General features: G+C 64.9%; 19 protein-coding genes. 5 read left to right on the top strand and 14 right to left on the bottom strand.

What is annotated here, in order from left to right:
• Positions 1-441 precede the first annotated feature (441 nt).
• Positions 442-1,416: a type I-F CRISPR-associated endonuclease Cas1f gene (cas1f, locus tag ACODSD_RS21785; RefSeq protein ID WP_488878312.1), complete on the top strand. Its 975-nt coding sequence runs from the start codon at positions 442-444 to the stop codon at positions 1,414-1,416.
• Positions 1,413-4,772, top strand: coding sequence for a type I-F CRISPR-associated helicase Cas3f (gene cas3f, locus ACODSD_RS21780; RefSeq protein ID WP_488878311.1), 3,360 nt, complete (start codon positions 1,413-1,415; stop codon positions 4,770-4,772). The genes cas1f and cas3f overlap by 4 nt, the downstream gene beginning before the upstream one ends.
• Positions 4,773-4,880: 108 nt before the next feature.
• Here the strand turns inward: cas3f and ACODSD_RS21775 are convergent, their stop codons facing one another.
• From ACODSD_RS21775 to ACODSD_RS21755, 5 genes are all read right to left on the bottom strand, one after another.
• The gene (locus ACODSD_RS21775) at positions 4,881-5,654 is read right to left on the bottom strand and encodes an ABC transporter ATP-binding protein (RefSeq protein ID WP_107800469.1); all 774 of its coding nucleotides are present in this window, start codon (positions 5,652-5,654) and stop codon (positions 4,881-4,883) included.
• Complete coding sequence (locus tag ACODSD_RS21770) at positions 5,651-6,715, bottom strand: FecCD family ABC transporter permease (protein WP_488878310.1); 1,065 nt, start codon at positions 6,713-6,715, stop codon at positions 5,651-5,653. The genes ACODSD_RS21775 and ACODSD_RS21770 overlap by 4 nt, the downstream gene beginning before the upstream one ends.
• Positions 6,712-7,821 carry an ABC transporter substrate-binding protein gene (locus tag ACODSD_RS21765; RefSeq protein WP_488878309.1) on the bottom strand — a complete coding sequence of 370 codons (1,110 nt, stop codon included), beginning with the start codon at positions 7,819-7,821 and terminating at the stop codon, positions 6,712-6,714. The genes ACODSD_RS21770 and ACODSD_RS21765 overlap by 4 nt, the downstream gene beginning before the upstream one ends.
• Positions 7,822-7,981: 160 nt before the next feature.
• Entirely contained in the window at positions 7,982-8,272 is a 291-nt protein-coding gene (locus ACODSD_RS21760; protein ID WP_227104831.1) for a DUF2218 domain-containing protein, read from the bottom strand.
• Positions 8,273-8,423: 151 nt separating this feature from the next.
• Positions 8,424-10,517 (bottom strand): TonB-dependent receptor domain-containing protein, encoded by a 2,094-nt coding sequence (locus ACODSD_RS21755; RefSeq protein ID WP_488878308.1) that lies wholly within the window; start codon positions 10,515-10,517, stop codon positions 8,424-8,426.
• A 326-nt stretch (positions 10,518-10,843) separates the two neighbouring features.
• Between ACODSD_RS21755 and ACODSD_RS21750 the strand changes: the two genes are divergently transcribed.
• Positions 10,844-11,158 carry a hypothetical protein gene (locus ACODSD_RS21750; protein ID WP_253313764.1) on the top strand — a complete coding sequence of 105 codons (315 nt, stop codon included), beginning with the start codon at positions 10,844-10,846 and terminating at the stop codon, positions 11,156-11,158.
• A gap of 73 nt (positions 11,159-11,231) precedes the next feature.
• Positions 11,232-11,666, top strand: coding sequence for a DUF411 domain-containing protein (locus ACODSD_RS21745; protein WP_488878307.1), 435 nt, complete (start codon positions 11,232-11,234; stop codon positions 11,664-11,666).
• A 352-nt stretch (positions 11,667-12,018) separates the two neighbouring features.
• On the opposite strand, the gene ACODSD_RS21740 is transcribed toward ACODSD_RS21745, so the two are convergent.
• The 7 genes from ACODSD_RS21740 to ACODSD_RS21710 form a co-directional block, all read right to left on the bottom strand.
• A complete protein-coding gene (locus ACODSD_RS21740; RefSeq protein ID WP_488878306.1) occupies positions 12,019-13,302 on the bottom strand; it encodes a ferredoxin reductase family protein in 1,284 nt (427 codons plus the stop codon).
• Between the two features lie 86 nt (positions 13,303-13,388).
• Positions 13,389-14,807 carry an efflux transporter outer membrane subunit gene (locus tag ACODSD_RS21735; protein ID WP_488878305.1) on the bottom strand — a complete coding sequence of 473 codons (1,419 nt, stop codon included), beginning with the start codon at positions 14,805-14,807 and terminating at the stop codon, positions 13,389-13,391.
• The gene (locus tag ACODSD_RS21730) at positions 14,804-15,904 is read right to left on the bottom strand and encodes an ABC transporter permease (protein WP_488878304.1); all 1,101 of its coding nucleotides are present in this window, start codon (positions 15,902-15,904) and stop codon (positions 14,804-14,806) included. Before ACODSD_RS21730 ends, ACODSD_RS21735 begins: the two co-directional genes overlap by 4 nt.
• An 11-nt stretch (positions 15,905-15,915) precedes the next feature.
• A complete protein-coding gene (locus ACODSD_RS21725) occupies positions 15,916-17,049 on the bottom strand; it encodes an ABC transporter permease (RefSeq protein WP_488878303.1) in 1,134 nt (377 codons plus the stop codon).
• The gene (locus tag ACODSD_RS21720) at positions 17,046-18,785 is read right to left on the bottom strand and encodes an ATP-binding cassette domain-containing protein (protein WP_488878302.1); all 1,740 of its coding nucleotides are present in this window, start codon (positions 18,783-18,785) and stop codon (positions 17,046-17,048) included. The genes ACODSD_RS21725 and ACODSD_RS21720 overlap by 4 nt, the downstream gene beginning before the upstream one ends.
• Before the next feature lies 1 nt (position 18,786).
• On the bottom strand, positions 18,787-19,770 hold the full coding sequence (gene hlyD, locus ACODSD_RS21715) for a secretion protein HlyD (RefSeq protein ID WP_235086871.1): 984 nt from the start codon (positions 19,768-19,770) through the stop codon (positions 18,787-18,789).
• Positions 19,767-20,402 carry a TetR/AcrR family transcriptional regulator gene (locus ACODSD_RS21710; protein WP_158274330.1) on the bottom strand — a complete coding sequence of 212 codons (636 nt, stop codon included), beginning with the start codon at positions 20,400-20,402 and terminating at the stop codon, positions 19,767-19,769. Before ACODSD_RS21710 ends, hlyD begins: the two co-directional genes overlap by 4 nt.
• Positions 20,403-20,685: 283 nt before the next feature.
• On the opposite strand from ACODSD_RS21710, the gene ACODSD_RS21705 reads away from it, so the two are divergent.
• Positions 20,686-21,420 (top strand): S-methyl-5'-thioinosine phosphorylase, encoded by a 735-nt coding sequence (locus tag ACODSD_RS21705; RefSeq protein ID WP_107800457.1) that lies wholly within the window; start codon positions 20,686-20,688, stop codon positions 21,418-21,420.
• Positions 21,421-21,483: 63 nt separating this feature from the next.
• Here the strand turns inward: ACODSD_RS21705 and ACODSD_RS21700 are convergent, their stop codons facing one another.
• Together ACODSD_RS21700 and ACODSD_RS21695 are read right to left on the bottom strand one after the other, a co-directional pair.
• Positions 21,484-23,259 carry a glycosyltransferase family 2 protein gene (locus ACODSD_RS21700; RefSeq protein ID WP_107800456.1) on the bottom strand — a complete coding sequence of 592 codons (1,776 nt, stop codon included), beginning with the start codon at positions 23,257-23,259 and terminating at the stop codon, positions 21,484-21,486.
• 69 nt (positions 23,260-23,328) lie between these two features.
• The gene (locus ACODSD_RS21695) at positions 23,329-24,723 is read right to left on the bottom strand and encodes a radical SAM protein (protein ID WP_107800455.1); all 1,395 of its coding nucleotides are present in this window, start codon (positions 24,721-24,723) and stop codon (positions 23,329-23,331) included.
• Between the last annotated feature and the right edge of the window lie 12 nt (positions 24,724-24,735).

Below are 24,735 nucleotides of genomic sequence, written 5' to 3'. Positions count from 1 at the left end.
CATCCTCTCGGGCGGTCTTCTCCGAGTTTTCTAAGCTGCCTATCCGGCAGTGAACCATTTCAATGTGGTTCGTAAGTTTTTTGCAGTTTTCTAAGCTGCCTATCCGGCAGTGAACAAGAAGGCGAAACAAAAGACAGAGCCAGCGCATTTCTAAGCTGCCTATCCGGCAGTGAACATCCACGGCTATCAGCTCGGCCAGAAATTCTAGTTTCTAAGCTGCCTATCCGGCAGTGAACTAGAGTCTACACCGCCCACAGTCCTTATGGCGTGGGCATTTGCAGCGATTCTTTCGGCTTTGACCCAAATTTTCAGCTTATCGCTAAGTCATTGTTTTTAAATGTAAGCTCCAGGGGGCAAAAAAAAGGGTAGCCCGCGCTGGCTGTCCCTGCGCTCATGCCCATGGCAAGATGCGCTGTCGCGTTCCATCCCGAAGGTATCGCCATGTCCGATTTTTCCCCGTCCGATCTCAAGAGCATTCTGCATTCCAAGCGCGCCAATCTTTACTATCTGCAGCACTGCCGGGTGCTGGTCAATGGCGGGCGGGTGGAATATGTCACCGACGCGGGCAAGGCTTCGCTGTATTGGAATATCCCCATCGCCAACACTAGTTGCATCCTGCTGGGCACTGGCACCTCGGTGACGCAGGCGGCGATGCGGGAGCTGGCCAAGGCCGGGGTGATGGTGGGGTTTTGCGGCGGGGGCGGCACGCCCTTGTTCAGCGCCAATGAGCTGGAGCAGGAGGCGGCGTGGTTTGCGCCGCAAAGCGAGTACCGGCCCACCGAATATCTGCAGTACTGGGTGCGTTTCTGGTTTGACGACGCGCAGCGGCTGGCTGCGGCCAAGGATGTGCAGCTGGCGCGGCTGGGCTGCTTGCAGCGGCATTGGCTGGGTAGCCGCGCCTTGCGCGAAGCCGGTTTTGTGGTGGAGGAGGCCGGTCTGGAGGCGGCCTTGCAGGCTTCGCGCCAGGCGATCGCCCAGGCGCCGGACCACGCGCATTTGCTGACCGAGGAGGCGCGGCTGACCAAGTTGCTGTTCCGCCTGGCGGCGCAGGCCACCGGTTATGGCGATTTCAGCCGCGCCAAGCGCGGCGCCGGCACGGACCCGGCCAACGCCTTTCTGGATCACGGCAATTACCTGGCTTACGGCCTGGGCGCCACCGCGGCCTGGGTGCTGGGCTTGCCGCACGGCCTGGCGGTGCTACACGGCAAGACCCGGCGCGGCGGGCTGGTGTTCGACGCGGCGGATCTGGTCAAGGACGCGCTGATCCTGCCGCAGGCCTTTGTTTCCGCGATGCGCGGCGATGATGAGCAGACTTTCCGCCAGGCCTGCATCGAGGCGCTGACCCGCGGCGAGGCGCTGGACTTCATCATCGACACCTTGAAGGACATTGCCGAGCGGCGGGGGCGGGCGGCATGAATATCCTGCTGATTTCACAATGCGACAAGAAGGCGCTGACGCGCAGCCGGCAGATCCTGGACCAGTTCGCCGAGCGTCGCGGCGATCGCGTCTGGCAAACGCCCATCACCCAGGCCGGGCTGGACACGCTGCGGCGCTTGCTGCGCCAGAGCGCGCGCAAGAACACCGCGGTGGCCTGTCACTGGATACGCGGCCAGGACCATAGCGAGCTGCTGTGGATCGTCGGCGATGCCAGCCGCTTCAACGCCGACGGCGCCACGCCCACGCACAGCACCCGCCGTAATGTGCTGCGCAACGCGGACGAGAACGATTGGCACAGCGGCGAGGACATCCAGCTGCTGGCCGGCCTGGCGGCCTTGCTGCACGACTTGGGCAAGGCTAGCCAGGCGTTTCAGCAACGGCTGCGCGGCGAGCGGAGCGAGCGCAATCTCTACCGCCACGAGTGGGTGTCGCTGCGCTTGTTCCAGGCCTTTGTCGGCGATGACGACGACGCCGGCTGGCTGGCGCGCTTGCGGCAGCCGACGGAGCAGGATCACGCCAGCTGGCTGGCGCGTTTGCAGGCGGACGGCATGGGGGAGGCGTGCGAACCGCCGTTTTCCCGTCTGCCGCCGTTGGCCGCCGCGGTGGGCTGGCTGGTGCTGACGCATCACCGGCTGCCGCTGATACCGGAGTTCGAGCAGGAGCGGCAATGCCGCTTGGGCGGCAAGCTGCAGGGCTTTCAAAGCCGCATGCTGTTGAACATTCCGGCTCATATCGACGCGCGCTGGAACGAATGGCGGGAGACGGAGGCCGAGCCGGCGCAGCTGGCGCCGTATTGGCGTTTCCCGCAGGGCCTGCCGGTGAATACGCCGGCCTGGAGCCGCCGCGCCGCGCGGCTGGCGGACAAGCTGGCGGCGCGGCTGACCGCGCGGGGCGAGACGCGCTGGCTGGACAATCTTTACGCGATGCACGTGGCGCGGCTGAGCCTGATGCTGGCGGATCACCATTTTTCCAGCCTGGATTACGCCCAGCTGCGGCACAAGCGCGGCCAGGCCGGCTATCCGCTATGGGCGAATACCCATGGCCGGTCCGGCGATTTCAATCAACCGCTGGACGAGCATTTGCTGGGCGTGGCGGAGCAGAGCGCCCTGGTATGCCGCGCCTTGCCCGGTTTTGAGCGCGAGCTGCCGCGGCTGTCGCGGCGCAAGCGCTTGCTGCAGCGCAGCGCCGATGGGCGCTTCCACTGGCAGGACCGCGCCGCGGACCTGGCCGCGGGAATGCGCGAGCGGGCGGCGGAGCAGGGCGCTTTCATCGTCAACATGGCGTCCACCGGCTGCGGCAAGACGCTGGGCAATGCGCGGATCATGTACGCCTTGGCGGACCCGGCGCTGGGCCTGCGTTGCGCGTTTGCCTTGGGCTTGCGCGCGCTGACGCTGCAAACCGGCCAGGCCTTCCGCCAGCGGCTGCGCCTGAACGAGGACGATCTGGCCATCTGCGTGGGCGGCAGCGCCAACACCCAGTTGTTCAAACACTATCAACAGCAGGCGGAGGCCAGCGGCTCGGCCTCGCGCCAGGCTTTGTGGGACGAGGGCGGCGAGGTGCGTTACGAGGCCGGCGGCGAGCACCCGCTGTTGTCGCGCGCGCTGCGCGATCCGCAAACGGCCAAGCTGCTGCAGGCGCCGCTGCTGGTGTGCACCATAGACCATCTGACGCCGGCGACGGAAAGCCAGCGCGGCGGGCGGCAGATCGCGCCCATGCTGCGGCTGATGAGCGGGGACCTGGTGCTGGACGAGCCGGACGATTTCGACCTGGCGGACTTGCCGGCGCTGACCCGGCTGGCGCATTGGGCCGGCTTGCTGGGCAGCCGGCTGCTGCTGTCGTCCGCCACCTTGCCGCCGGCGCTGATTGAAGGCTTGTTCGAGGCCTATCTGGCCGGCCGCCGTCAGTTCCAGGCCAATCGCGGCCAGCCGGGGCGGCCACTGGCGGTGTGCTGCGCCTGGGTGGATGAACAGGACCGGGCCCAGGAAGACTGCGCCGATGTCGACGCTTTCCGCCGGCGGCAACGCCAGTTCGCCGGCCGGCGAGCCGATTGGCTGGCCACGCAGCCGGCGCGGCGCCATGCCGAGCTGCTGCCGTTGAGCTTCGGCCAGGGGCAGGCGCCGGCCTTGCGTCGGGAGTTCGCCGCTCAGTTGCAGCCGGCTATCGAGCGCTTGCACCGGCTCAATCAGCAGCGGGACCCGATCAGCGGCCAGGCGGTCAGCTTCGGCCTGGTGCGCATGGCCAATATCCAGCCCTTGTTCGAGGTGGCGCTGGCCTTGTACGCGCTGCCGTGGCCGGCGCACTGGCAGCTGCATTTATGCGTCTACCACTCGCAATACCCCTTGCTGCTGCGTTCCGCCATCGAGCGCCAGCTGGACGAGGCGCTGAATCGTTCCGATCCGCAGGCGGTGTTCACGCTGCCGGCCATCCGCCGCGAGCTGGACGCGGAGCCGGAGCGCGAGCATGTGTTCATCGTGCTGGGCTCGCCGGTGACCGAGGTGGGGCGCGATCACGATTACGACTGGGCGATCGTCGAGCCCTCGTCGATGCGTTCGCTGATCCAGTTGGCCGGCCGGCTGCGCCGCCACCGTCCGGAGCCTTGGGACAAGGTGAATGTGCTGATTGGCGAGCGCAATCTGCGCAGCGTGGAACAGCCAAGGAGGCCGCCAGGGAAACAGCCGGCCTTCTGCTGGCCGGGCTTCGAGAGCGAGACGTTTGCCTTGGACAGCCATCTGCTGAGCGAGCTGCTGGAGGAGGATGAGTACCGGCATCTGGACGCGCGGCCGCGCATCGTGCAGCCGGAGCCGTTGCAGCCGAAGCGGCGCTTGTCGCACCTGGAGCATGCGCGGCTGGCGCAGATGATGTCGCCGGCCGGCCAGGCCAAAGCCGCCAGCAGCCGGCCGGGGCGCGAGGGTCAGGCCATCGCGCCCTTGGGCGCGTATAGCTGTTGGCAGCAGCCGCAGGCGCTGCTCAGCGGAGTGTTGGCGCAGCAGCAGCCTTTCCGCGCCGGCGGGGAGCCGGAGGTGGATTTGCTGTTATTGCCCACCGAGGACGGGGGCAATTATGTGCTGCACCGGGTGGTGGCCCAGCCGTGGCCGAAGCCGCCGGACTTTATTCCGGCTGAGAAACAGAAGAACCAGCGGGTGCCAGACGCGGCGTTGACGCAGCCGAATATCCGAGCCTGGGGCGTCAGCGATTATCCGGCGGCCTTGGCCGAGCTGGCGGCGGAACTGGGCATGGAGCTGGACGCCTGCGCGCGGCGCTTTGGCGGGCTGAGCTTGCCGCAGTCGGACAATGGCTGGCGCTTCCATCCGGCGCTGGGGTTTTGCAGGGCTTGAGGCGCGCTAGTCATGAAAACGGCCGAGGCGGCGTGCGACCTCGGCCGTGTGTCGGTTTTAAGGTCTTGCAAGCCAGGTGCGAAAACCCCGCGGATCGTAAACCAGTCCTCAGCGCAAACCGCTGTGCAGCCCGTCCACCAGCACATGCGGCACGCCCTGGGAGCAGCGCTCCACCCGGCCGCTGACGCCGTAGACGCGGCGCAGGCTTTGGCTGTCTATCACCTCGTCCGGCGCGCCGTTGGCTTGCAGCGCGCCGTCCTTCAGCATCAGCACCCGGTCGCAGTGGCGCAGCGCCACATTGAGGTCGTGCAGCACAATGACGGTGACCATGCCGCGGCGGCGGGTTTCGCGGCGCAGCAAGTCCATCACGTGGAACTGGTAGTTGAGGTCCAGCGCCGACAGCGGCTCGTCCAGCAGCAGCACCGCCGGTTCGCGGATCAGCGCCTGGGCGATGCCTACCAGCTGGCGTTGGCCGCCGGACAACTGGTCCAGGTAGCGCAGCGCCAGTTGCTCGATGCCCAGCGATTGCAGCAGCGCGAACACCTGTTGGTCGTCATGGCGGCGCGACAGGCCGGCGGCGGTGGCCTGGCCGGCCACCATCAGCGATTCGAACACCGACAGATGCACGCTGGGCGGCAGGGTCTGCGGCAGGTAGGCCACTTCGCCGCGCTGGCGGCTGAGCGCGCGCTGGTCCAGGCGGACGTCGCCACTGCTGTGCTGCAGGCCGGCCAAGGCGCGCAGCAAGGTGGACTTGCCGCTGCCGTTGGGGCCCAGCAAGGCCGTGATGTCGCCCGCCCGCAGACAGGGCACGTCCAGCCCGCGTATCACCTGACGCTTGCCGTAGCTGACCGAGAGTTGATGGATGGACAGGGCGGAGCTCATTGGCGGCCTCCGTTGCGCAGCACGATGGCGATGAAGAAGGGGATGCCCACCAGCGAGGTGACGATGCCCACCGGCACGATGACGCCGGGCACCAGATTCTTGGTCACCACCGAGGCCATGGACAGGATGGCGGCGCCGGTCAGCGCGCTCACCGGCAGGTAGAAGCGGTGATCCTCGCCCACCAGCCGGCGCGCGATATGCGGCGCGATCAGGCCGATGAAGCCTATGGTGCCGACGAAGGCCACCGCCAGCGCGGTGAGCAGGCTGGCGCGCAGCAGCGAGCTGAGCCGGAGCCGGCGCACATTGATGCCGAAGCTGGCGGCGCGGTCTTCGCCCAGCCGCAGCGCGGTCAGCCGCCAGGACTGGCTCAGCGACCAGGGCAGGATCAGCGCGAAAGCGCCGAACAGCAAAGCGATCTTGGCCCAGTCCGCGCGCGACAGGCTGCCCATCAGCCAGAACACCAAGTCTTGCAGCGAGTCCGCGGTGGAGACGAATTGCAGCAGGGACACCAGGGCGTTGAAGCTGAAGAACAGCGCGATGCCGAACAGCACCACGCCGCTGGTGGGCATATTGCTCCAGCGCGCCACCACGTCCAGCAGCAGCGCGGAACCGAGCGCGAACACGAAGGCGTTGACCGGCAGCATCCACGGGCCGGGGATGCCGGGGAGGCTGACATCCAGCAGGATGGCCAGCGCCGCGCCGAAGGCGGCCGCCGGCTGCAGGCCCAGGGTGAACGGGTCCGCCAGCGGGTTGTGCAGCACGGTCTGCATTTCGGCGCCGGCCAGACCCAGCGCCAGGCCGGCGGCGATGGCGATCAGCGCATAGGGCAGGCGGATCTGCCAAACGATCACCTCGGTGGCCGGATCGGCGGCGGCCGGGTGCCACAGCGTTTGCCAGAACTCGGCCAGCGGCATGCCGCTGGCGCCGGTGGTGACGTCCAGCGTCAGCGAGACGGCGAGCAGGCTCAGCAGCACGGCCACCAGCAGCAGCCGGCGCAGCAGGGTGCGGCGGTAGTCCGCCGCCACCATGGCGGCGGAAAGCGTTAGGGTTTCGCCGCTCATTTAACGCCCTTGATCCAGTAAGTGCCTTGCGGCTCTATGGCCAGGAAGTCGCGGTGCAGCTGCTTCCAGCTGGCGTCCGGGTCCAGCTTGGCGAAGCGCGTCGGTTGCAGTTCCTTGGCGAAGGCTTCCAGCAGCACGATGTGGTAAGGCGTGTTGTAGAAGTGGTGCCAGGCGCCGAAGGTGCGGCCTTCGCGCACCGCGCGCAAGGCGCCCACCGGGCTGCGCGCGGCGGTGCGCTTGAGCGAGGCCTGCGCCTGCGCCGCGCTGATGTTGGCGCCGAACTGAATGCCGGTCTTGTCGGCGGCGTCCGCGGTGCCGGTGCCGATGTAAAGATCCGGATTGCTGGCCAGCACATGCTCCATATTCACTTCGCCCACCGTGCCGGGAATCAGCTTGTCGGCGATATTGACGCCGCCGGCGGCGTCCACCAGCTCGCCCAGGCTGCCGCGGCCGGCGCTGGTGACGTTGCTGAAGGCGCCGGCGCGAAGGTCCAGGAAGGCCTTGGGCTTTTGCTGCGCCGGGATGGCGGCGACGACTTTGCGGATGGCGTCCATCTTGCCTTGGTAGAAGCGGATGAAGCGCTCGGCCTCGGCCTCGCGCTGCAGCGCCTTGCCCATGATGCGCAGGCTGGGCACGGTGTGTTCCAGCGGCGCGTTGCGGAAATCGACGAAGACCACCGGCACCTTGGCTGCTTGCAATTGCTGCACGATGGGATTGTTCAGTCCCGGGCCGTGGCCGGAGATGCTGAACACGGCGATGTCGGGGCGCAGCGTCAGCACTTTTTCGGCGCTGACCGAGTTCTCGCTGGTTTTGCCGATCAGCGGAATCTGGTCGATGGCCGGGAAGCGTTGTTTGTACTGGGCGTAGGTTTGCGGGTCCAGCTGGCGGAAGTCGCCCTGCCAGCCGGCGATGCGGGCGATGGGCTGCTTGCCTTCCAGCAGGGCCAGCGCGTAGAACAGCCGGCCTTCGCCCAGGAGGATGCGGTTGACCTTGGCCGGCACTTCCACTTTACGGCCGGCGATGTCGGTGACGGTGGCGGCTTGGGCCGCCAGCGTGGCCGCGGCCAGCGCGCCGGCCAGCAGCAGACGGGAGAACAGTGTTTTCATTGTGATTCCTTGAGCGATACGGCTCCGCTGCCAAAGCCCGCCGCGGTGGAGAGGGCGGGTGGACGGGCTTTAGCCGTGGAGCGGGTGGCAAGCATCATACAGAAACGGGAGCCGCCGGGCAGGCCCGGCGCGCTCGGAAAACGCGGCTGGGCTGGGGTTCTTACTCGGTCTTGGCCCAATCCAGTTTCAAGTCCGGCGTCTTGGCCATCAGGCCCAGGTGCTCGTCCATGATGAATTCGATCTTGGCCAGCTTGTCGGCGGCGTCGGCGGCACAGATCATGTCCAGGGTGTCGTCCTGGCGCTGAATCCGGCATTCGCCGATGGGGAAGTGCACATGAGCCTGGTGGCTGTCGAACTCCACCGGGACTTTCAGCGCGTAGTGCTTGCACAGCTTGTACAGCACCTTGTCGGCATTGGGCGTGGTCAATTGGGCGCGGCTGCTCAACATCATCAATTCTCCAATCGTAAAAACGGGAACAGGCAGTTGGCGAATCCGGCGGATTCGGCAACTGCCGTGCGGTGTTTCCGGCCCGTCCGGGGACGGGCCGTCAGGGTGCGGCTTAGAAGCTGTTCACGGTGTTTGTGAACCCGTGAACCCCTTCTTAGAACTTGCCGGTCAAGGTCAGCCAATAGCGGCGGCCCTCGTCGACCATCCAGTTGCCATCAAGACCGCCGTCGCGATCGCGGTTGTCGACAGCGACAGTACGGTCGGCCAGGTTGTACACGGCGAAGTTGACGTCAAAGCTCTTGTTCAGCTTGTAGCTGCCGCCAAAGTCCCAGGTGCTGGAACCGCCTCGGGTACGTACGTTGTTGGCGCCGTTGCGGAAGCCGGTGTAGTACTGTTTGCCCTCGAAGTTCATGCGCGTGTACAGATCCAGCTTTTCCATCGGTGCCCAAGCCAGTTTCACATTGCCGGAGTGTTCCGGTGTTTTATCCAGCGGTTTGCCATCGAGAGAGTGACCATCGAAAGTGGTTTCTTTGCCGCCTTCGCGTTTGGACTTGGTGTAGGTGTAATTACCGGATAGCGTCCATTTCGGCATGAAAGTCCAGCTGCTGGACAGTTCTAGGCCACGGATGTTTACCGAGTCAACATTGTCATATACATAGACAGTTTGCGGAGTGCCTTGAACCGGTGGAACGAGGGGGTTGACGACGCCAGTATCGAAGCTGACGACTTTGTTCTTAAAGTCGTTATTGAACAAAGTAGCGTTTGCGCTCAAGCCTTTCTCATTATCAAAGTACAAGCCCACTTCATAAGAAGTGCTTTCCTCTGGCTTCAGGTTTGGATTGCCGCATAGCGTGCCGCGTTTTTTGGAGGAAGACCCCGTCGGCATGCAGAAGTTCGCGCTGCTTTGGCGAATGGTTGGTGCTTTGAAGCCTTTACCTACGCCGCCTTTTAGTGTCCATTGCGAGCTGAGGTGGTCAACAAAATACAAGCGCGGAGTAAAGTGTGTGCCGAAAGTGCTATGGTGATCGACTCGCGCACCCGCAGTAATGGTGAGGCTATCGGTTGCCTCATAGCTGTCTTCTGCAAATAAGGCCCAAGTATTGACTGTGACTTTGTCGGGATTAGCAGCGCCTTTGTAGCCACGAATTGCTTCGGTATTGCTCAGCCCACTAGCCTCCTGATTACCGAATTGGACCCCCGTCTTAAGGGTATGGCGATCCAATAAGAAGGAAAGTTGGCCATCCAAGGTAGTATTAATAACCTTGATATTTTGATTGTTGCTGACATTGTTAATGTCTTGACGACTCTTTTCTATCTCTTGATAAAGAGAGAGATTAGAACGGACATTACTATATTTACCATTGTGGCTGAGGCTCCAGTGGTCGCGGGTATCCAATTTGTCGTACTTGTTGTCACCTGCTAAAGATTTGCCGGGTGTTGTGGTCTTGCGAAGCTTATTATGACCAGCTTCAAAAGTAATGTCGTGGTCTTGGTTAGGAGTGAACGTCAGCTTGGCATTAATATCAGCTACGTGATTAGTATCCTTGCCGCCTACATCACCAGGAGAGTAGTAGATACTATCTTCGGCTTGGTTGTTCAGCGCGCCGTAGACTTGCAGCGACAGCAGGTCTTTCATCAGCGGACCGCCCAGCCAGAAGCTGCTCTGACCGGTATTGCCTTCGTTCGAATGTTCGGTGATGGTGCCGCCCAGCGTCATCGAGCCGTGCCATTCCTTGGGGGCTTTGCGGGTGATGATGTTGACCACGCCGCCCATGGCGTCGGAACCGTATAGCGAGGACATCGGGCCGCGCACCACTTCGATGCGCTCAATCGCCTCCATCGGCGGGATCTGGTATTGCTGGAAACCGCCGGTGCCGCGGCTGCGAGCCTCGCGGGTATTTTGGCGGCGACCATCCACCAAAATCAGCGTGTATTCGCCGGGCATGCCGCGGATGGAGATATCTTTGTCCGTTGGGTCTGCGCCATTGATGCTGACGCCTTCCAGATCACGAATGGCGTCGGTCAGGTTGGTGAACGGTTTCTTTTCCAGATCTTCGCGGGTAATCACCGAGATGCTGGCCGGGGCTTGTTTGATTTTTTGCTCGTAACCGGAAGCGGTGACCACGACCGAGGGCAGCGTGGCTTCGACTTCCGCCGCGTGGGCGGCGGGCAGGTAGAGGGCGGAAACCGCCGCGGACAACAGGGCAAGGCGCACGCCGTGACGGGCGGCGGAGTCAAAGGTTTTCATTATCGTGGATACCTGGAAATCATCACATGAACGAAGCCCATTTGATCCGCGTCCCGGCAAGGCCGGCGCTGTGTGCATGCCGTTGGCGTTTAGTTTGCGCAAGGAATGTCAAATGGGACCATAAGTATCCCACCGAATTAATGCGAACGCAAATGCGAATCGTTATTGATTGAGGGTGTGATTGTACTCGGTCGCCACAAATCTGGCGCGGATATGACCTGGCTCAAACTTTGCGCGGGGTGGGAGAAATGGCGAAATGGCTTGGGAACCAAGGCGCTATCCGTCAGTCTCAAGCCTGTTCCGGACTCAGCCCCCTACCTGAATCGATGCCTATTCGTCTGCCCTTGCTACTGTTGCTAACGTGTCTGCTGCTCTTGCCGCAGGCGGGTTGGAGCATGGGCGGACGCGTGGACGCCAGCGCGCCCTGCGTCTGGATGGCCGACGACGGCGCGGCTTGCCATACCCAGCCGGCCAGCGCCGCTCAGGCCGCCGCTTGCTGCCAGTTGCCGGCCGCCCCATGGCCGGCGGCGCCCAGCCTGCCCTTGCAGGCGATCCGCCCGGTGCTGCAGGCCAAGGCTGAAATAGTGTGGTCCGGTTTCATCCCCGCGCCGCCGGAGCGGCCTCCCCAATCTGTTGAATGATCCTTTTTTTGCGCCAACCGCGGTTTTGCGGGCTGGTTCGCTTTTTAATTCAAATAGCATTGGATTTCATCTCATGAATAAACGCATGTATTGGGCCGCCGCCGCGCTGGCAGTTTCCTTGATGTCCCCCGTGGTGGCCGCCGCCGGCGGCGTGATGCACAAGGACCCGTATTGTGGTTGCTGCACCGCCTGGGCCGAGCATATGCAGCAGAACGGCGTGGCGCTGCAAAGCCGCAATGAGGCGGATATGTCAGCGTTGAAGGCCCGCTTGAAGGTGCCGGCGGATCTGCGTTCCTGCCATACCGCCGAGATCGGCGGCTATGTGTTCGAAGGCCATGTGCCGGCGGATCTGGTGAAGAAGGTGCTGAAGGACAAGCCCAAGATCGTCGGCCTGGCGGTGCCGGGCATGCCCATGGGCAGCCCGGGCATGGAGGGGCCGAGCAAGCAGGCCTATCAGGTGTTGAGCTTTGATGGGCAGGGGAGGCGCAGCGTCTACGCCACGCGTTAAGACCCGCTAACAAAACCCCCTGATCCTGCGTTGCGCCTCCTTGTCGTACGACTTGTACTGCCTGCGTCGGCGCGCCTTGGCTCTGGTACGCTGCGCGGTTTTGTTAGCGACTCTAAGAACCTGTTTACGATCTGCTGCGCTGCGGCGGGATGGATAGAAAAGGGCGTTGGAAAAGACCTCAGAATGCTGATGTACCGTATGTACATTCCGCTTCTTCGGTCGTTTCCGCCTTGTCTCGCTCTAGCTCGCAAGACTTTGAACAGACTCTAGATTAGCGATGCGCCAGCCGCCTTGCAGCGGCTTGCTTGAGTGTATGACGGGCGTTCCGGCAAGCCGGAACGCCCGTCTTGCGTCAGCGCATTGAGAACGCCTCGTGGTGGAAAGTCGGCGCCTGCGCGCCGCGTTGTTTCAGGCCGCGCCGCAGCGCCTCGCCCAAGCCTTGCGGGCCGCAGAACCAGACCTCGTCCACTTCCGGCAGCATGCCGGCGTTCAACTGTGCCCCGGCTTCGCTTTCGATCAGATGCAACCGCACGCCGTGCTGATGGCAGGCTTGCCGCATTTCTTCCAGCCGCGCCGCTTCGCCGCGGCTGCGCACGCAATAGTAGAAGTCCACGTCCAGCTGCTTCTCCTTCAGTTCCCGGCTTTGCAGCCAGGCCAGGAAGGGGGTGACGCCTATGCCGCCGGCCACCCAGGCCTGACGCGCGCCGCCGCGCGGCTGGAAGCGGCCGTAAGGGCCTTCCACGGTGACGGCCTGGCCGATCTGGAGTTCGGTTGGCAGGCGGCGGGTGTAATCGCCCAGCGCCTTGATGATGAAACGCAGCCGGCCGTCGCCATGGTCGGCGCTGGCGATGGTGAAGGGGTGGGCGCCTTCGGCGGCGTCGAAGCTGACCAGGGCGAATTGTCCGGCGCGGTGGCCGGGCCAGGCGTCCATCTGGCAGATCACTTCCAGTTGTCCGGCCGGCAGCGCTTCGATGTCGCACACCCGGCCGGCGCATTGGCTCTGCTTGCCGATGCGGCCGGCCAGCGAGTAGAGCGCGCAGCCGGAGCCGATCAGCATCAGCGCGGCCAGCAGCCAGCCCACCGGCTGCGCCCACATCTCGGCCGGCATCAGGATCAGGCCGTGGAAGGCGCCCATCAGGTAGAGCGGGGCGAACAGCTGGTGCAGCTTGCGCCAGAAGCGATAGGGCACGGCGCGCAGCAGCGCCAGGATCACCATGGCCAGCACCGCCCAGGCCGCCCATTCGCCCACGTCCTTGGCCAGCGAGACCAGCGGGTCTTTGCCGCCGCCGCCGCTCTTGATGCGCGGGGCGACCCAGTCCAGCGCCAGCATCAGCTTGGGCGACAGCTTGATCAGCCAGTGAGCCGCCAGCAGCAGGCCGGCGGCGATGCCCAGCTGCTTGTGCAGCGCGTAGAGGCGGTCCAGGCCGCCCAGCAGCGGTTCCAGCCAGCGCGGGCGCGCGGCCAGCAGCATGGCGGCGCTCATCACGGCCATCAATTGCACGCCGCTGAGCAGCACCAGTTCGTGTCGCCATTGCCAGTAGTTGGCCGGCAGGCCGCTTTGCCACAGGCTGGCGGCGGCGTACAAGGCGCCGCTGGCGAGCAGCAGCAGGCTGAGCAGGGGGAGTCTAGGGTTCATCGCCATGTCCTTTCTTGCGATAGGGGATTAAGGCGATTGGAACACCGCAAACTTAAGCGCAGCTTAAACGCGGCGCGGGGGCGGGTTTAGCGCGGCGGCGCGTCGGCGGCTAAGGCGCCGCCGCCCAGCGCCTTGTACAGCGCGATCAGGTCGGCGGACAGCGTTTGCCGCGCGGCCAGCCGCTGTTCGCGCAATGCGGCAAGCTGCAATTGCGCTTCCAGCGCATGGCTTTGCGCTGCCTCGCCGACGGCGACGCGCTGGCGGGCGTAGCCAAGCTGGCGTTGCAGCGCGGCTTCTCCCTCGGCCAGCCGCGCGTCCTGGACGCGGCCGGCCTGGCTGCGCAGCAGCGCGGTTTCCACATCGGCCAGCGCTTGCAGCACCGCCTTGCGGTATTGCGCCAGCGCGGCGTCGTAGCCGGCCTCGCGCGCCCGGACCTGGGCTTGCAGCCGGCCGCCGGCGAACAGCGGCAGGCTCAGTTGCGGCCCCAAACTCCAGTAGCGGCTGGCCTGGGAGGCGAAGTCGCCGGGGCGGACGCTGTCCCAGCCGCCGCTGGCCAGCAGGCTGAAGCGCGGGTATTGCTCGGCCGCGGCCACGCCGATGTCGGCGCTGGCGGCCGCCAGCTGCCGTTCCGCGGCGCGCAGGTCCGGCCGGCGCAGCAGCAGTTCCGACGGCAGGCCGGCGGCGGGCGCGGCGGGCAGCCGCGGGGCGGGCGCGGCGGCGTCCAGCAGCGCGCGCAGCTGTTCCGTCGGCAGCGCGGTCAGCGGGCCCAGTGCGGCGAGCGCGGCCTGGCGGGCGGCGAGCAGCGGTTGCAACTGCGCGTCGGCGCGCAGCTTTTCGGTTTCCGCCTGATCCAGTTCGCCGGCGCCGGCGAGGCCGGCCTGGACTTGCAGCCGGCTCAGCCGCGCCAGTTCCGCGCGCCAGCGGACCTGGGCGGCGGCGTTGTCGGCGCGTAAGCCCCAGTAGCGGTAGTCCAGCGCCAGCCGCGCGGTTTCGGCGGCCACGCGCAAGGCGGCGTCGGCGGCTTGCTCTCGGCTGGCGTCCAGCCGGGCGCGGCCGGCTTCCACGCTGCGGGCGGTATGGCCGAACAGATCGATTTCCCAACTGGCGTCGAAGCCGGCGCGGTAGTCGGTAAATAGGGTTTGTGGGTTGGCGAAGGGGATATTGGCCAGCGCTTCGCCGCGGCGGCTTAGTTGGTCGCGGCTGATGCGGCCGCCGGCGTTGAGTTGAGGCCATTGCGCGCCGGTGTTGATCTCCAGCGCGGCGCGCGCCTGACGGATGTTGGCGTCGGCGCTGGCCAGGTCCGGGCTATGGCGCAGCGCGGCGCCGACCAGGCGGTTCAGCGCCGGATCCTGGAAGGCCTGCCACCAGCCGGCGGCTTCCGGCTCGGTTTCCGCGCTGGCGGCGGGCAGCAGTTGCGCCGGCGTTGGCGGCCGGTAGTCGGGGCCGATGGCGCAGCCGGCGAGCAGGGCTAGCAAGACACAGATGGCGAGGCGAGATGGATTCATTGTCCGCTCCGGTGACGGAAGATCAGGTAGGCCAGGCCAAGGGTGGCGGCGGCGATGAGCAGCAGCGGCCACAAGTGCGGCCAGGCCTCGGCCGCGCCGTAGCCTTTGAGAAACAGGCCCTTGATCACGATGATGAAATGGCTGAGCGGGTCCGCGGCGCTGAGCGCGCGCAGCGGCCAGGGCATGTTTTCCACCGGCGCCATATAACCGGACAGAATCACCGCCGGGGCCATGAAGCCGAACACGCCGAGAAAGGCCTGCTGCTGGTTGGCGCACAGCGCCGAGATCAGCAGGCCGCAGCCGGACAGGGCCAGGCCGTAACACAGCATGGAAAGATAGAGCAGGGCGATGCCGCCGCCGAAGGGTACTTGGTAGATCCATACCGCGGCGGCGGAAATGACGCTGCCTTGCAGCGCGGCCACCAGCATGCCGGGCACGGCCTTGCCGGCCATGATGTAGCCGGGGGTCAGCGGGGTGACCAGCAATTGGTCGAACGTGCCTTCCTCGCGTTCGCGCGCCAATGACAGCGCGGTGACCATCAGACAGCCTATGGTGGTGATGATGGCCACCAGGCTGGGCAGCACGAACCAGCGGTATTCCAGATTGGGGTTGTACAGATGGCGAACCAGCAACTGGGCCGGCGGCGGCGCGGGGCTGAGTTCGCGCGCGTACTGGGCGACGATTTGCTGGGCGTAGCCGAAGGCGATTTGCGCGCTATTGGAGCGGCGGCCGTCGATGACGGCTTGCAGCGGCGGCGCGCTGCCTTGAGCCAGCCGCCGGGAGAAATCCGGCGGAATGCGGATGGCCAGCAGCGCTTGCTGGCGGTCTATGGCGTCGCGCAACTGGGCTTCGCTGCGGATATTGAGCAGTTGCGGAAAAGCCTGGGCCGCGGCCAGGCGCTGGGACAGTTCGATGGAGGCGGCGCCGCCGTCCTGGTTGTAGATGGCCAGGGTACTGTTCTTGACTTCCAGCGTGGCGGCGAAGGGGAACAGCAGCAGTTGCAACAGCACCGGCATGATCAGCAGCCGGCGGCTTTGCGGGTTGGACAGCAAGGCCCGCAGTTCTTTGTGGATCAGGGTTAGCAGTGAGTGCCACATGAGAACCCTTTCTAACCGTCCAGCCGACGGCGGAATTTAAGCGCGGTCAGCCCCAGCCAGAAGGCCGCGGACAGCAGCAGCCAGACGGTGTTGAGCAACAACACCGGCCAGATGTCGCCGGCCTGGAACAGGGTTTGCAGCGCGTTGACGAAATAGCGCGCCGGCACCAGATAGGTGGCGGCCTGCACCGGCGGCGGCATGCTGTTGATCTCGAATACGAAGCCGGACAGCATGGTGGCCGGCAGGAAGGCGGCGGTGAGCGCGCCCTGGGCGGCGACGAACTGGTTGCGTGTGACGGTGGAGAGCAGCAGGCCCAGGCCGAGGGCGCTGCCCAGGAAGAGGCTGCTGACGATGAACAATAGCCACCAGGAGCCGCGCAGCGGCGCGTCCATCAACAGGGTGGCCGCCAGCACGCAGACCAGCATCGCGGCCATGCCCAGCAGGTAATAGGGCAGGATTTTGGACAGCAGCAGTTCGGCGCGGGTCACCGGGGTGGACAGCAGCGCCTCCATGGTGCCGCGCTCCCATTCGCGCGCCACCACCAGCGAGGTGAGCAGCGCGCCGATGATGGTCATGATCACCGAGATGGAGCCGGGCACCAGATAGTTGCGGCTGACGGTGTCGGGATTGAACCAGTAGCGCGGTTCCAGCCGCAGCTGGGCCGGCGGCGGCTGGCCGCGATCCTGCGCGCGCTGGGTCTGCCAGATCTGCCAGGCGCCTTGCAGATAGCTGGCGAGGAAGTTGGCGGTATTGGGCTCGGCGCCGTCGGTGAGCAGCTGCGCCGCGGCCGCGCCGCGTCCCTGGAGGGTTTTGGCGGAGAAGTCGGCGGGAATCACCACCATGCCGCGCACTTCGCCGGCGGCCAGCCGCGCGCGCATCTCGGCGCGGTCATGTCCGGCACGGACGTCCAGATAGGGCGAGCCCGCCAACGCGTCGGCGAAGCGGCGGGCTTCGACGCCGCTGTCTTCCAGCACCACGCCGATGCGCACCTTGTTGGCGTCCAGATTGATGCCGTAGCCGAAGATGAACAGCAGCACCATCGGCAGCACGAAGGCGATCAGGATGCTGCTGGGGTCGCGCACGATCTGCATGGCTTCCTTGCGGCACAAGGCCAGCAGGCGGGCGGGTTTGACGGCGGCGCTCATGCGGGGGCTCCGGCGCGGTCGTCGGCCGCCACCAGGCGGATGAAGGCTTCCTCCATGGTGATGTCTTCATCGACGCCGGCGGCCTGGCGCTTGAGCTGGTCCGGCGTGCCGCTGGCGATCAGCCGGCCGCGGTAGACCAGGCCGATGCGGTCGCAGTATTCGGCCTCGTCCATGAAGTGGGTGGTGACCATCACGGTGACGCCCTTGTCCACCAGTCCGTTGATATGGGTCCAGAATTCGCGGCGGGTGATGGGGTCGACGCCCGAGGTGGGCTCGTCCAGAAACAGCAGCGGCGGCCGGTGCATCAGCGCGCAGGCCAGCGCCAGCCGCTGTTTGAAGCCCAGGGGCAGCGCGCCGGCGAGCATGTCCAGATAGGGCGCGAGCGCGAACACACGGACCATTTCGGCGACGGTGTCGCGTTGCGTCTGGCCGCTCAGGCCGTAGATGCCGGAGAAGAAGTCCAGATTGTGGGCGACGCTGAGATTGCCGTAGAGCACGAATTTCTGCGCCATATAGCCCAGCTGCCGGCGCGCGCGGCTGGCGCTGCGTTTCAGGTCTATGCCCATCACGCTGGCCTGGCCGGCGCTGGGCCGCAGCAGGCCGCACAGCATTTTGAAAGTGGTGGACTTGCCGGCGCCGTTGGGGCCGAGCAGGCCGTAGATCTCGCCGCGCCGCACCTGGAAGTCGATATTGTCGGCGGCGACGAAATCGCCGAAACGGCGTGTGAGCTGTTCGGCGCGGATCACAGCGTCCGGGTCCACGCCGGCCGGCAGTTGCGCCGGCGGCATCTGCTCGGCCAGGCCCGAGTCGCCGCCGGGGCCGCCGCCCAGCAGTTCGATGAAGGCGTCCTCCAGCCGCGGCGGAACCACGACGAAACAGGCGTCCGGCCCGGCCTGCAAGGCGTTCAGCTCAGGCGGCCGGCCGGCCAGGCGCAGCACCAGGCGCAGCGCCTGGCCCTGGATCACCCCGTCCAGCACTTGCGGCTGACGCAGTGCGCGCCGCAGTATCTGACGAGGGTTGCCGGCGATGCCGCGCAGTTGCACGCTGCGGCCCTCCATGCGTCGGATCAGCTCGCCGGGCGCGCCGGCGTAGCTCAGCTGGCCGGCGTTGATCAGCAGCACTTCGTCGCAGCGTTCGGCCTCGTCCAGATAGGAGGTGCTCCACAGCACGGTCATGCCGTCGGCGGCCAGTTCGCCCACCATCTTCCACAGTTCGCGCCGGGAAATCGGATCGACGCCGACGCTGGGCTCGTCCAGCAGCAAGACCCTCGGCTCGCCCAGCAGCGCGCAGGCCAGGCCCAGCTTCTGCTTCATGCCGCCGGACAGTTTGCCGGCCGGCCGAGCGGTGAAACGGGCCAGGTCGGTGAAGGCCAGCAGGCGTTCGAAGCTGTGCCGGCGGCGCTCGCCGGCGACGCCGCGCAGATCGGCGTACAGCTCCAGGTTTTCCAGCACCGTCAGGTCTTCGTACAGGCCGAATTGCTGCGGCATATAGCCGATCAGCGCGCGCAGCGCGTCGCCGTCGGCGATGGGGTCCAGCCCTTCGACGCGGACGGCGCCGTCGCTGGCTTGCAGCAGGCCGGCCAGCAGCCGCAGCAAGGTGGTCTTGCCGGCGCCGTCCGGCCCGGCCAGGCCGGTGATCGCGCCGCGGCGTATCGTCGCGTCTATGCCGGCCAGCGCCTCGTGCGCGTCGAAGCGCTGGCGCAGCCCGCGCAGGACGATGGCGTTTTGCGCATCCATCTCAGCGGCCGTCCGCCAGCGTCACCGTCACCGGCATGCCTTGGCGCAGCGCGGCGTCCGGGTTTTGCACCACCACGCGCAGCCGGTAGACCAGAGCGGTGCGCAGGTCCTGGGTTTCCACGTTCTTGGGAGTGAATTCAGCGCTGGGGGAGACGAAGCCGACCACGCCGTCGTAAGGCTGGGCGCGGCCGTCGCTGCGGACTTTGACCTTGGTTCCGGGGGCTACCTTGCCCAGCTCGGGCTCGGCGACGTAGGCGCGCACCCACACGGGCCGGGTCAGTGACAGGGTGAACACCGGGCCGCCGGCGCTCAGCATGCCGCCGGGTTCGACCGCGCGGGTGAGGATGACGCCGTCGGCCGGGGCCAGCAGCCGGGTGTCGGCCAACTGCAGCTGGGCCTGGGCCTGCTGCGCCGCCGCGCGTTCTGCGTTGGCGTCGGCCTCGGCGATTTCCTCCTTGCGGTAGCCGCGCTTGAGCGCCTGCCATTGCTGGCGCGCCGCCTCGGCCTGCGCCGCCGCCTGGTCGCGCTGCGCGCGGGCCTCGTCCAGCGCGCGTTGGGCGGAGGCGCCGGTGTCGGCCAGTTGGCGCTGGCGCTGGTAGGTCTGCTCGGCGTTGAGCCGCGCGGCGCGACGCGCGTCCAGATTGGCCTGCGCCTGTTCGATGTCCTCGCCGCGCGGGCCGGCGCGGTACAGCGCCCTGCGCGCCTGCGCGGCGGCCAGGCCGGCGTCGGCGTCGCGCAAGGCGTTCTGATAAGGCCGCGCGTCCAGTTCGCCCAGCAGCTCGCCGGCGCGTACGCTGGCGCCTTCGTCCACGTTCAGGCTCCGCAAGCGGCCGGCCACCCGGAAGGACAGACTGACTTCGCGGATGTCGACGTTGCCGGACAGGCTCAGGCGTTCTTGGGCGAGTTGCCGTTGCCGCCAGGCGTAGCCGCCTCCGGCGATCAGGGCGACGACGATGAGGCCGATGAGCAGAGGGGGACGCTTCATGGCTGTGGCTCCAATGGGCGCAAACCGCGCAGCGCCCATTGCAGGCGTTGCTCGATATGGCGCGGATCGATGGCGTAGGTGTTGAAAGCTTGCTGGATCAGGCCGGGCAGCAGCGGCTTGCCGGCGATGATGTGCTGGGCCAGCGCCGGCAGACCCAGCGCCGACATCAGGAACAACGCCTGGTGCAGCGGGTCGCCGCGCTCCAGTTCGCCGGCCTGTTGCGCGTCGGCAATACTTTGCAGCAGCAGCTTGGGATGACGGGGCGCCAGCGTGGACAGAAAGCCCTGCGCGGCGGTTTCGCCGGCGGCCGCGTCCAGCAGCATGTGGGCGATCAGCTCGCCGTGTTCGGCGACGAAGGCCAGCAGTTGGCGCAGCAGGGTCTGCAGCCGCGGCAAGGCCGACGCTTGCTGCTGCAACTGCGATTGCATGTGCCGGAACAGCGGCGCGTACCAGTTTTCCAGCAGTTCGGCCAAGTAGCGGTCGCGGCTGCCGAAGTGGTAGACGAAGCTGCCCGGATTGACCCCGGCGCGCTGGCACAGGCCGCGCACGGTGAGCGCGCGCAGACCGGCTTCCTTGGCCATGGCCAGTCCGCAGTCCAGCAATTGCTGTCGAGTCGCGTTGTTCGGTTTCATACCTCTATTCTTATACGAACGTATAAGTCCATGCAAACCGAATTTGTACATCTGTATAAATCATCGGGAATTCCAGGCGGCTCGCCAAGTGCTTGTTTTCAAAAGCGGCCGTCGCCAGCCTTGCGGCCGCGGGTAAATTCACCGCGCGGCGGCATGTGCCGGCGGAAAATAATCGGCCATAATTGGAGCGTCGGCGCTCCGCCGCAAGCAAGAATCCCACAGCCGCCCAGCTCAGGCCGCGGCAAAAACAGCGATTCGTCGCGCCATTACAAGGGGACACATCATGTTGGCCATCATCGGCGGCAGCGGCCTGGCCCAGCTGCCCGTATTGGAAGTCACCCACCGTCAAGTTGTGCGCACCCCGTACGGCGATCCCTCCTGCGCGCTGACCTTCGGCCTATTGAACGGGCAGAACGTGGTGTTCATCGCGCGCCACGGCTACGGCCATTCGCTGGCGCCGCATGAAATCAATTACCGCGCCAATATCTGGGCGCTGCACGATCAAGGCGTCAAAGGCGTGATCGCCATCGGCACTGTGGGCGGCATCCGCCCCGACATGCCGCCGGGCCGCCTGGTGGTGCCGGACAACATCATCGACTACAGCTGGGGCCGCAAGCACACTTTCTTCGAGGGGCTGGACCGCCCTGTGGTGCACGCCGAATTCTCCTCGCCTTATGACGAGGCGTTGCGAGAGCGCCTGATCCGCGCGATGGCGGACAGCGGCCACAGCGGCGTGGTGGGCGGCGTTTACGCCTGCACTCAGGGGCCGCGTTTGGAAAGCGCCGCGGAAATATTGAAGTTGGAGCGGGATGGCGCCGATATAGTCGGCATGACCGGCATGCCGGAGGCGGCCTTGGCGCGGGAGATGAATCTGCCTTATGCGCATCTGTGCCTGGTCAGCAACTGGGCGGCCGGCAAGGGCGGCGCGGCGACGGTGGAGTTCGACGCCACCACCGGGGCGATGGGGGTGGAGATGTGCACCGGGGTGTTGCAGGCCTTGTTGAGCGCAGCGGCCTGAGCGAGAGAGAGGCTTCCACATGACAAACGCCCGGGCATGCCCGGGCGTTTGTCTTGGGGGCGTTTATTTAAACGCTTGAGTGGGGTGGTCGGCCGCCAGCACTTTGGCGCGCCCTTGCTTGATTTCGGGGATGTCCATATCGCTGTAGCGGCTGTAAATCTCAATGAAGTCCTGTTTCATGCCCTGCCAGGCACGCACGGTGCGGGAGTCGTATTCCTGACCGTTGCCGAGTCGGCGGCGGACTTGCACGGTGATGTCGTTGAAGTGGACAAAAGGAATGGCCCGCGACAGGCGGATCAGCAGGTCCCAGTCCTCGTGTGAGGGCAGTTCCTCGTCAAAACCACCTACCTGATCGATGATCAGAAGCGGATGCGCCAGCACATTGATGGGAATGTAATTGGTGATTTGCAGACGGTTGAAGTCGAACTGTTTGCAGGCCATTAGGGCGCGGCCTTTTTCTTCGCGTAGGCCGCAACTCAGTTGCTCAGTGATGAAGTGGGCGTTGCCGAAGACCAGGGCGCCGGGGTGCTTGCTGGCCTCATGGTGCAAACGCGCCAAGTGGTGAGCGTACATGATGTCGTCGTCGTCCAGATATACCACGTACTGGCCTCGGGAGAGACGCAGCGCCAGGTTGCGCGCCGCGGCCACCCCGCGATTGGGTTGGCGCACATAGGTGACCTGAATATCCTTGCCCAGCCATTCGACCAGCGATTCCTGAGGCAGGCCGCCATCATTGACCACGATGACTTCGAAGTCGCGGAAGCTTTGGTCGGCGATGCTTTGCAACGCGTTGACCGCCAGATGAGGACGGTCGTATGTGGTGAAAATGATGCTGAAGAAGGGCTGGTCCGGGTTAGCCTCCCTCGCGGTGCTTTCCTGCGGCAGCGTGGACTCGGTGAAAGACTGGGCGCTGTCTTGCGAGTGCTGGCTAATCTGTCGCTCAATGCCGGTGAGGATGTCGTTGGCGCGCTGTTCCGCCAGCGCCTTGCGCTCCTGAAACTCCGGCAGCGCCTGGCTGAGGAAGTACTCGAATTTGGACTGGTAGAGCCGGATGATGTCGGCGAGATGGGGCAGCAGTCGTTCGAGATGTTCCGCGGTGAAGTATTTTTCCAGCAGGATGGAGTGCTCGAAGAAGGCCAGGCCGGAGCGGCCGTAGCGATCGCCGGAGGAGGCCTGCTCGTCGTGCAAGCGGAAGATGGAGATGTTTTTGTTGATGAAAGCGCTTTTCACGCCGCGCAGCGACAACTTGATCATCTTCTCCCAATCCGTGGCGCGGAAGAAGCGCTCGCTGTCGAAGGCGGATAAGGAAGTGTCGAAGAAATCTTCGTCGCCAAGGGTTTCCTTGCGGAACATGGCGGCGCCGATATTGATATAGCAATCGAACTTCAGCAGATTGGGAAATTCGTCGCGGCTGCCAAAGTAGTCCTGATTCAGCCAGCCGGGGTGTTGCAGCGGAATATGCTGGTTGTGGCTGTTGATCATGGTGTAGCGGCCAAATGCGTAACCGCAGTCCGGGTGCTGATCCAAGGCCTGCTTCAGCGTGTTCAGACTGCCTGGTGCCAGCATGTCGTCGGCGCCGATCAGGACGATGTAGTCTCCATTGGCTTTTTTGATGCCCTGATTGATGTTCGGCGTCGCACCCAGATTCTTTTCGTTGAGAAAATAGTGAATGCGGGAGTCCTGCTTGGCGAAGCCTTCGACCACCGCGCGGGTGTCGTCGGTGGAGCAATCGTCGCAAACGATGATTTCCATATCGTCCACGCCTTGCTGCAACACGCTGTTCAGGGTGTCAGGCAGGTACCTGGCATAGTTGTACGCCGGAATGACAATCGAGATCATAGAACGGGATTTCCAATAAACGAATCGGGCGGGCCGGGCAGCGGCGCCGCCCGGCTAAGCTGGAGTGTATTATATAAAGTTGATGTGTTCCGGCGGGTTCTTCAAATCCCAGAGGAATTTATTGACATAGTCCTGGCGGCAGCCGATGGCGCAGTCCTTGTGCACGTCCACGGATTCGCTGACGTCCTTGTGCACCGCCCAGTAACGGTCTCCCATCACTATGTCGAAGAACGACTGTTCGTGCAGGTCGCCGATATAGAAGCGTTCCTTGTTGAAGAAGGGGCCGCAGGGGTAGATCTTGCCATTGCCGGAAATTTGCAGCAGGAAGGGCGTGCCGTGGCAGACGTCGTACTTACGGAAGCCGTTCTTGTATAGGGCGGATTCGGAGGCCGCGTTGATCTTGTTCCACTTGGCCTGCACTACGTAGTCAGTAGTGGAATACCCTTCCGCTTCCTTGAGCATGTCGCCTATCGTCAGATATTCATCATAGTTGATGCCGATTTCCTTGTACTCGGAGTCGGAGCAGTGTTTGATGACGAAGTAATCCACGCCGAGTTCTGCGCCCAGTTTGGCCTCGGGAATGACTTCGTCGAAGCATTCCGGGATCAGCACCATCTGCAAGCCCAACGTGCACTTGTAGCCGTACTCTTTCTTGATCTGCACCAGTGCGCGGATCTTTTCCACCAGCAGGTCGAAGTTGGCTTCCTTGGATTGGTGCACGCGACGGAAACCCTCGCGAGTGCCGGCGGACAGGTTGAAGCGGATCCAGCTCATGTTCTTGAGCAGGTCGTGGGCGCGGTCCATGTCCAGGAGCAGTCCATTGGTGGCCATCGAGGTGTCCACACCCAGTTCGCCGGCCAGTACGGTGGCGTCGTACAGCGCCGGGTTGAGCGTGGGCTCGCCGTCGCCGATGAAGCCGATGGAACGCACCCCCAGGCGGCCGCAATCCTTGATGTAGGACAGCAGCGCATCACGGCCTATCATGGTGCCCTTGGTCATGTTCTGCACCACCGCGTAGCAGTAGATACAGGCGGTATTGCAGAACTTGGTCAGGCCCATATCGATATGGATGGGCGCGAAGCGCTCGCCACGCTGCCAGGCCAGCACACGGTCCAGATGATGCATCATCTTGTGGCCGTCGAAGCGGAAACGCTGCGGCGGGTTGCGGAAGCTGGGGCCGGTGAACTGGTTGGGCACATGTTCGTCGCCGTCGCCCTCCGACATGCGGATCACGCCAATCTGGTTGCCTTCGCTGTAAAACTGGATCTTCTGGCCAGTGCTTTTTTCCAGCTGATAACTATCCAGCTGCGCTTCGGCATCGGTCAGCGCCTTGCGATTGACGATGACGTTGGAAGTGCGCAACTTGTGGCCGGGATTGCGGGCCAGCGGCGCCTCCTCCGGAATCATGGTGGTGGTCTTTTGACCGAAGCGATTGACGCCTTCCTTGGGTTTGTTCTCGCTCATGGCAAGCTCCTT

It is taken from the genome of Chromobacterium sp. FG22 (assembly GCF_057809415.1).
This window is presented reverse-complemented; position numbering and strand designations above follow the sequence as displayed.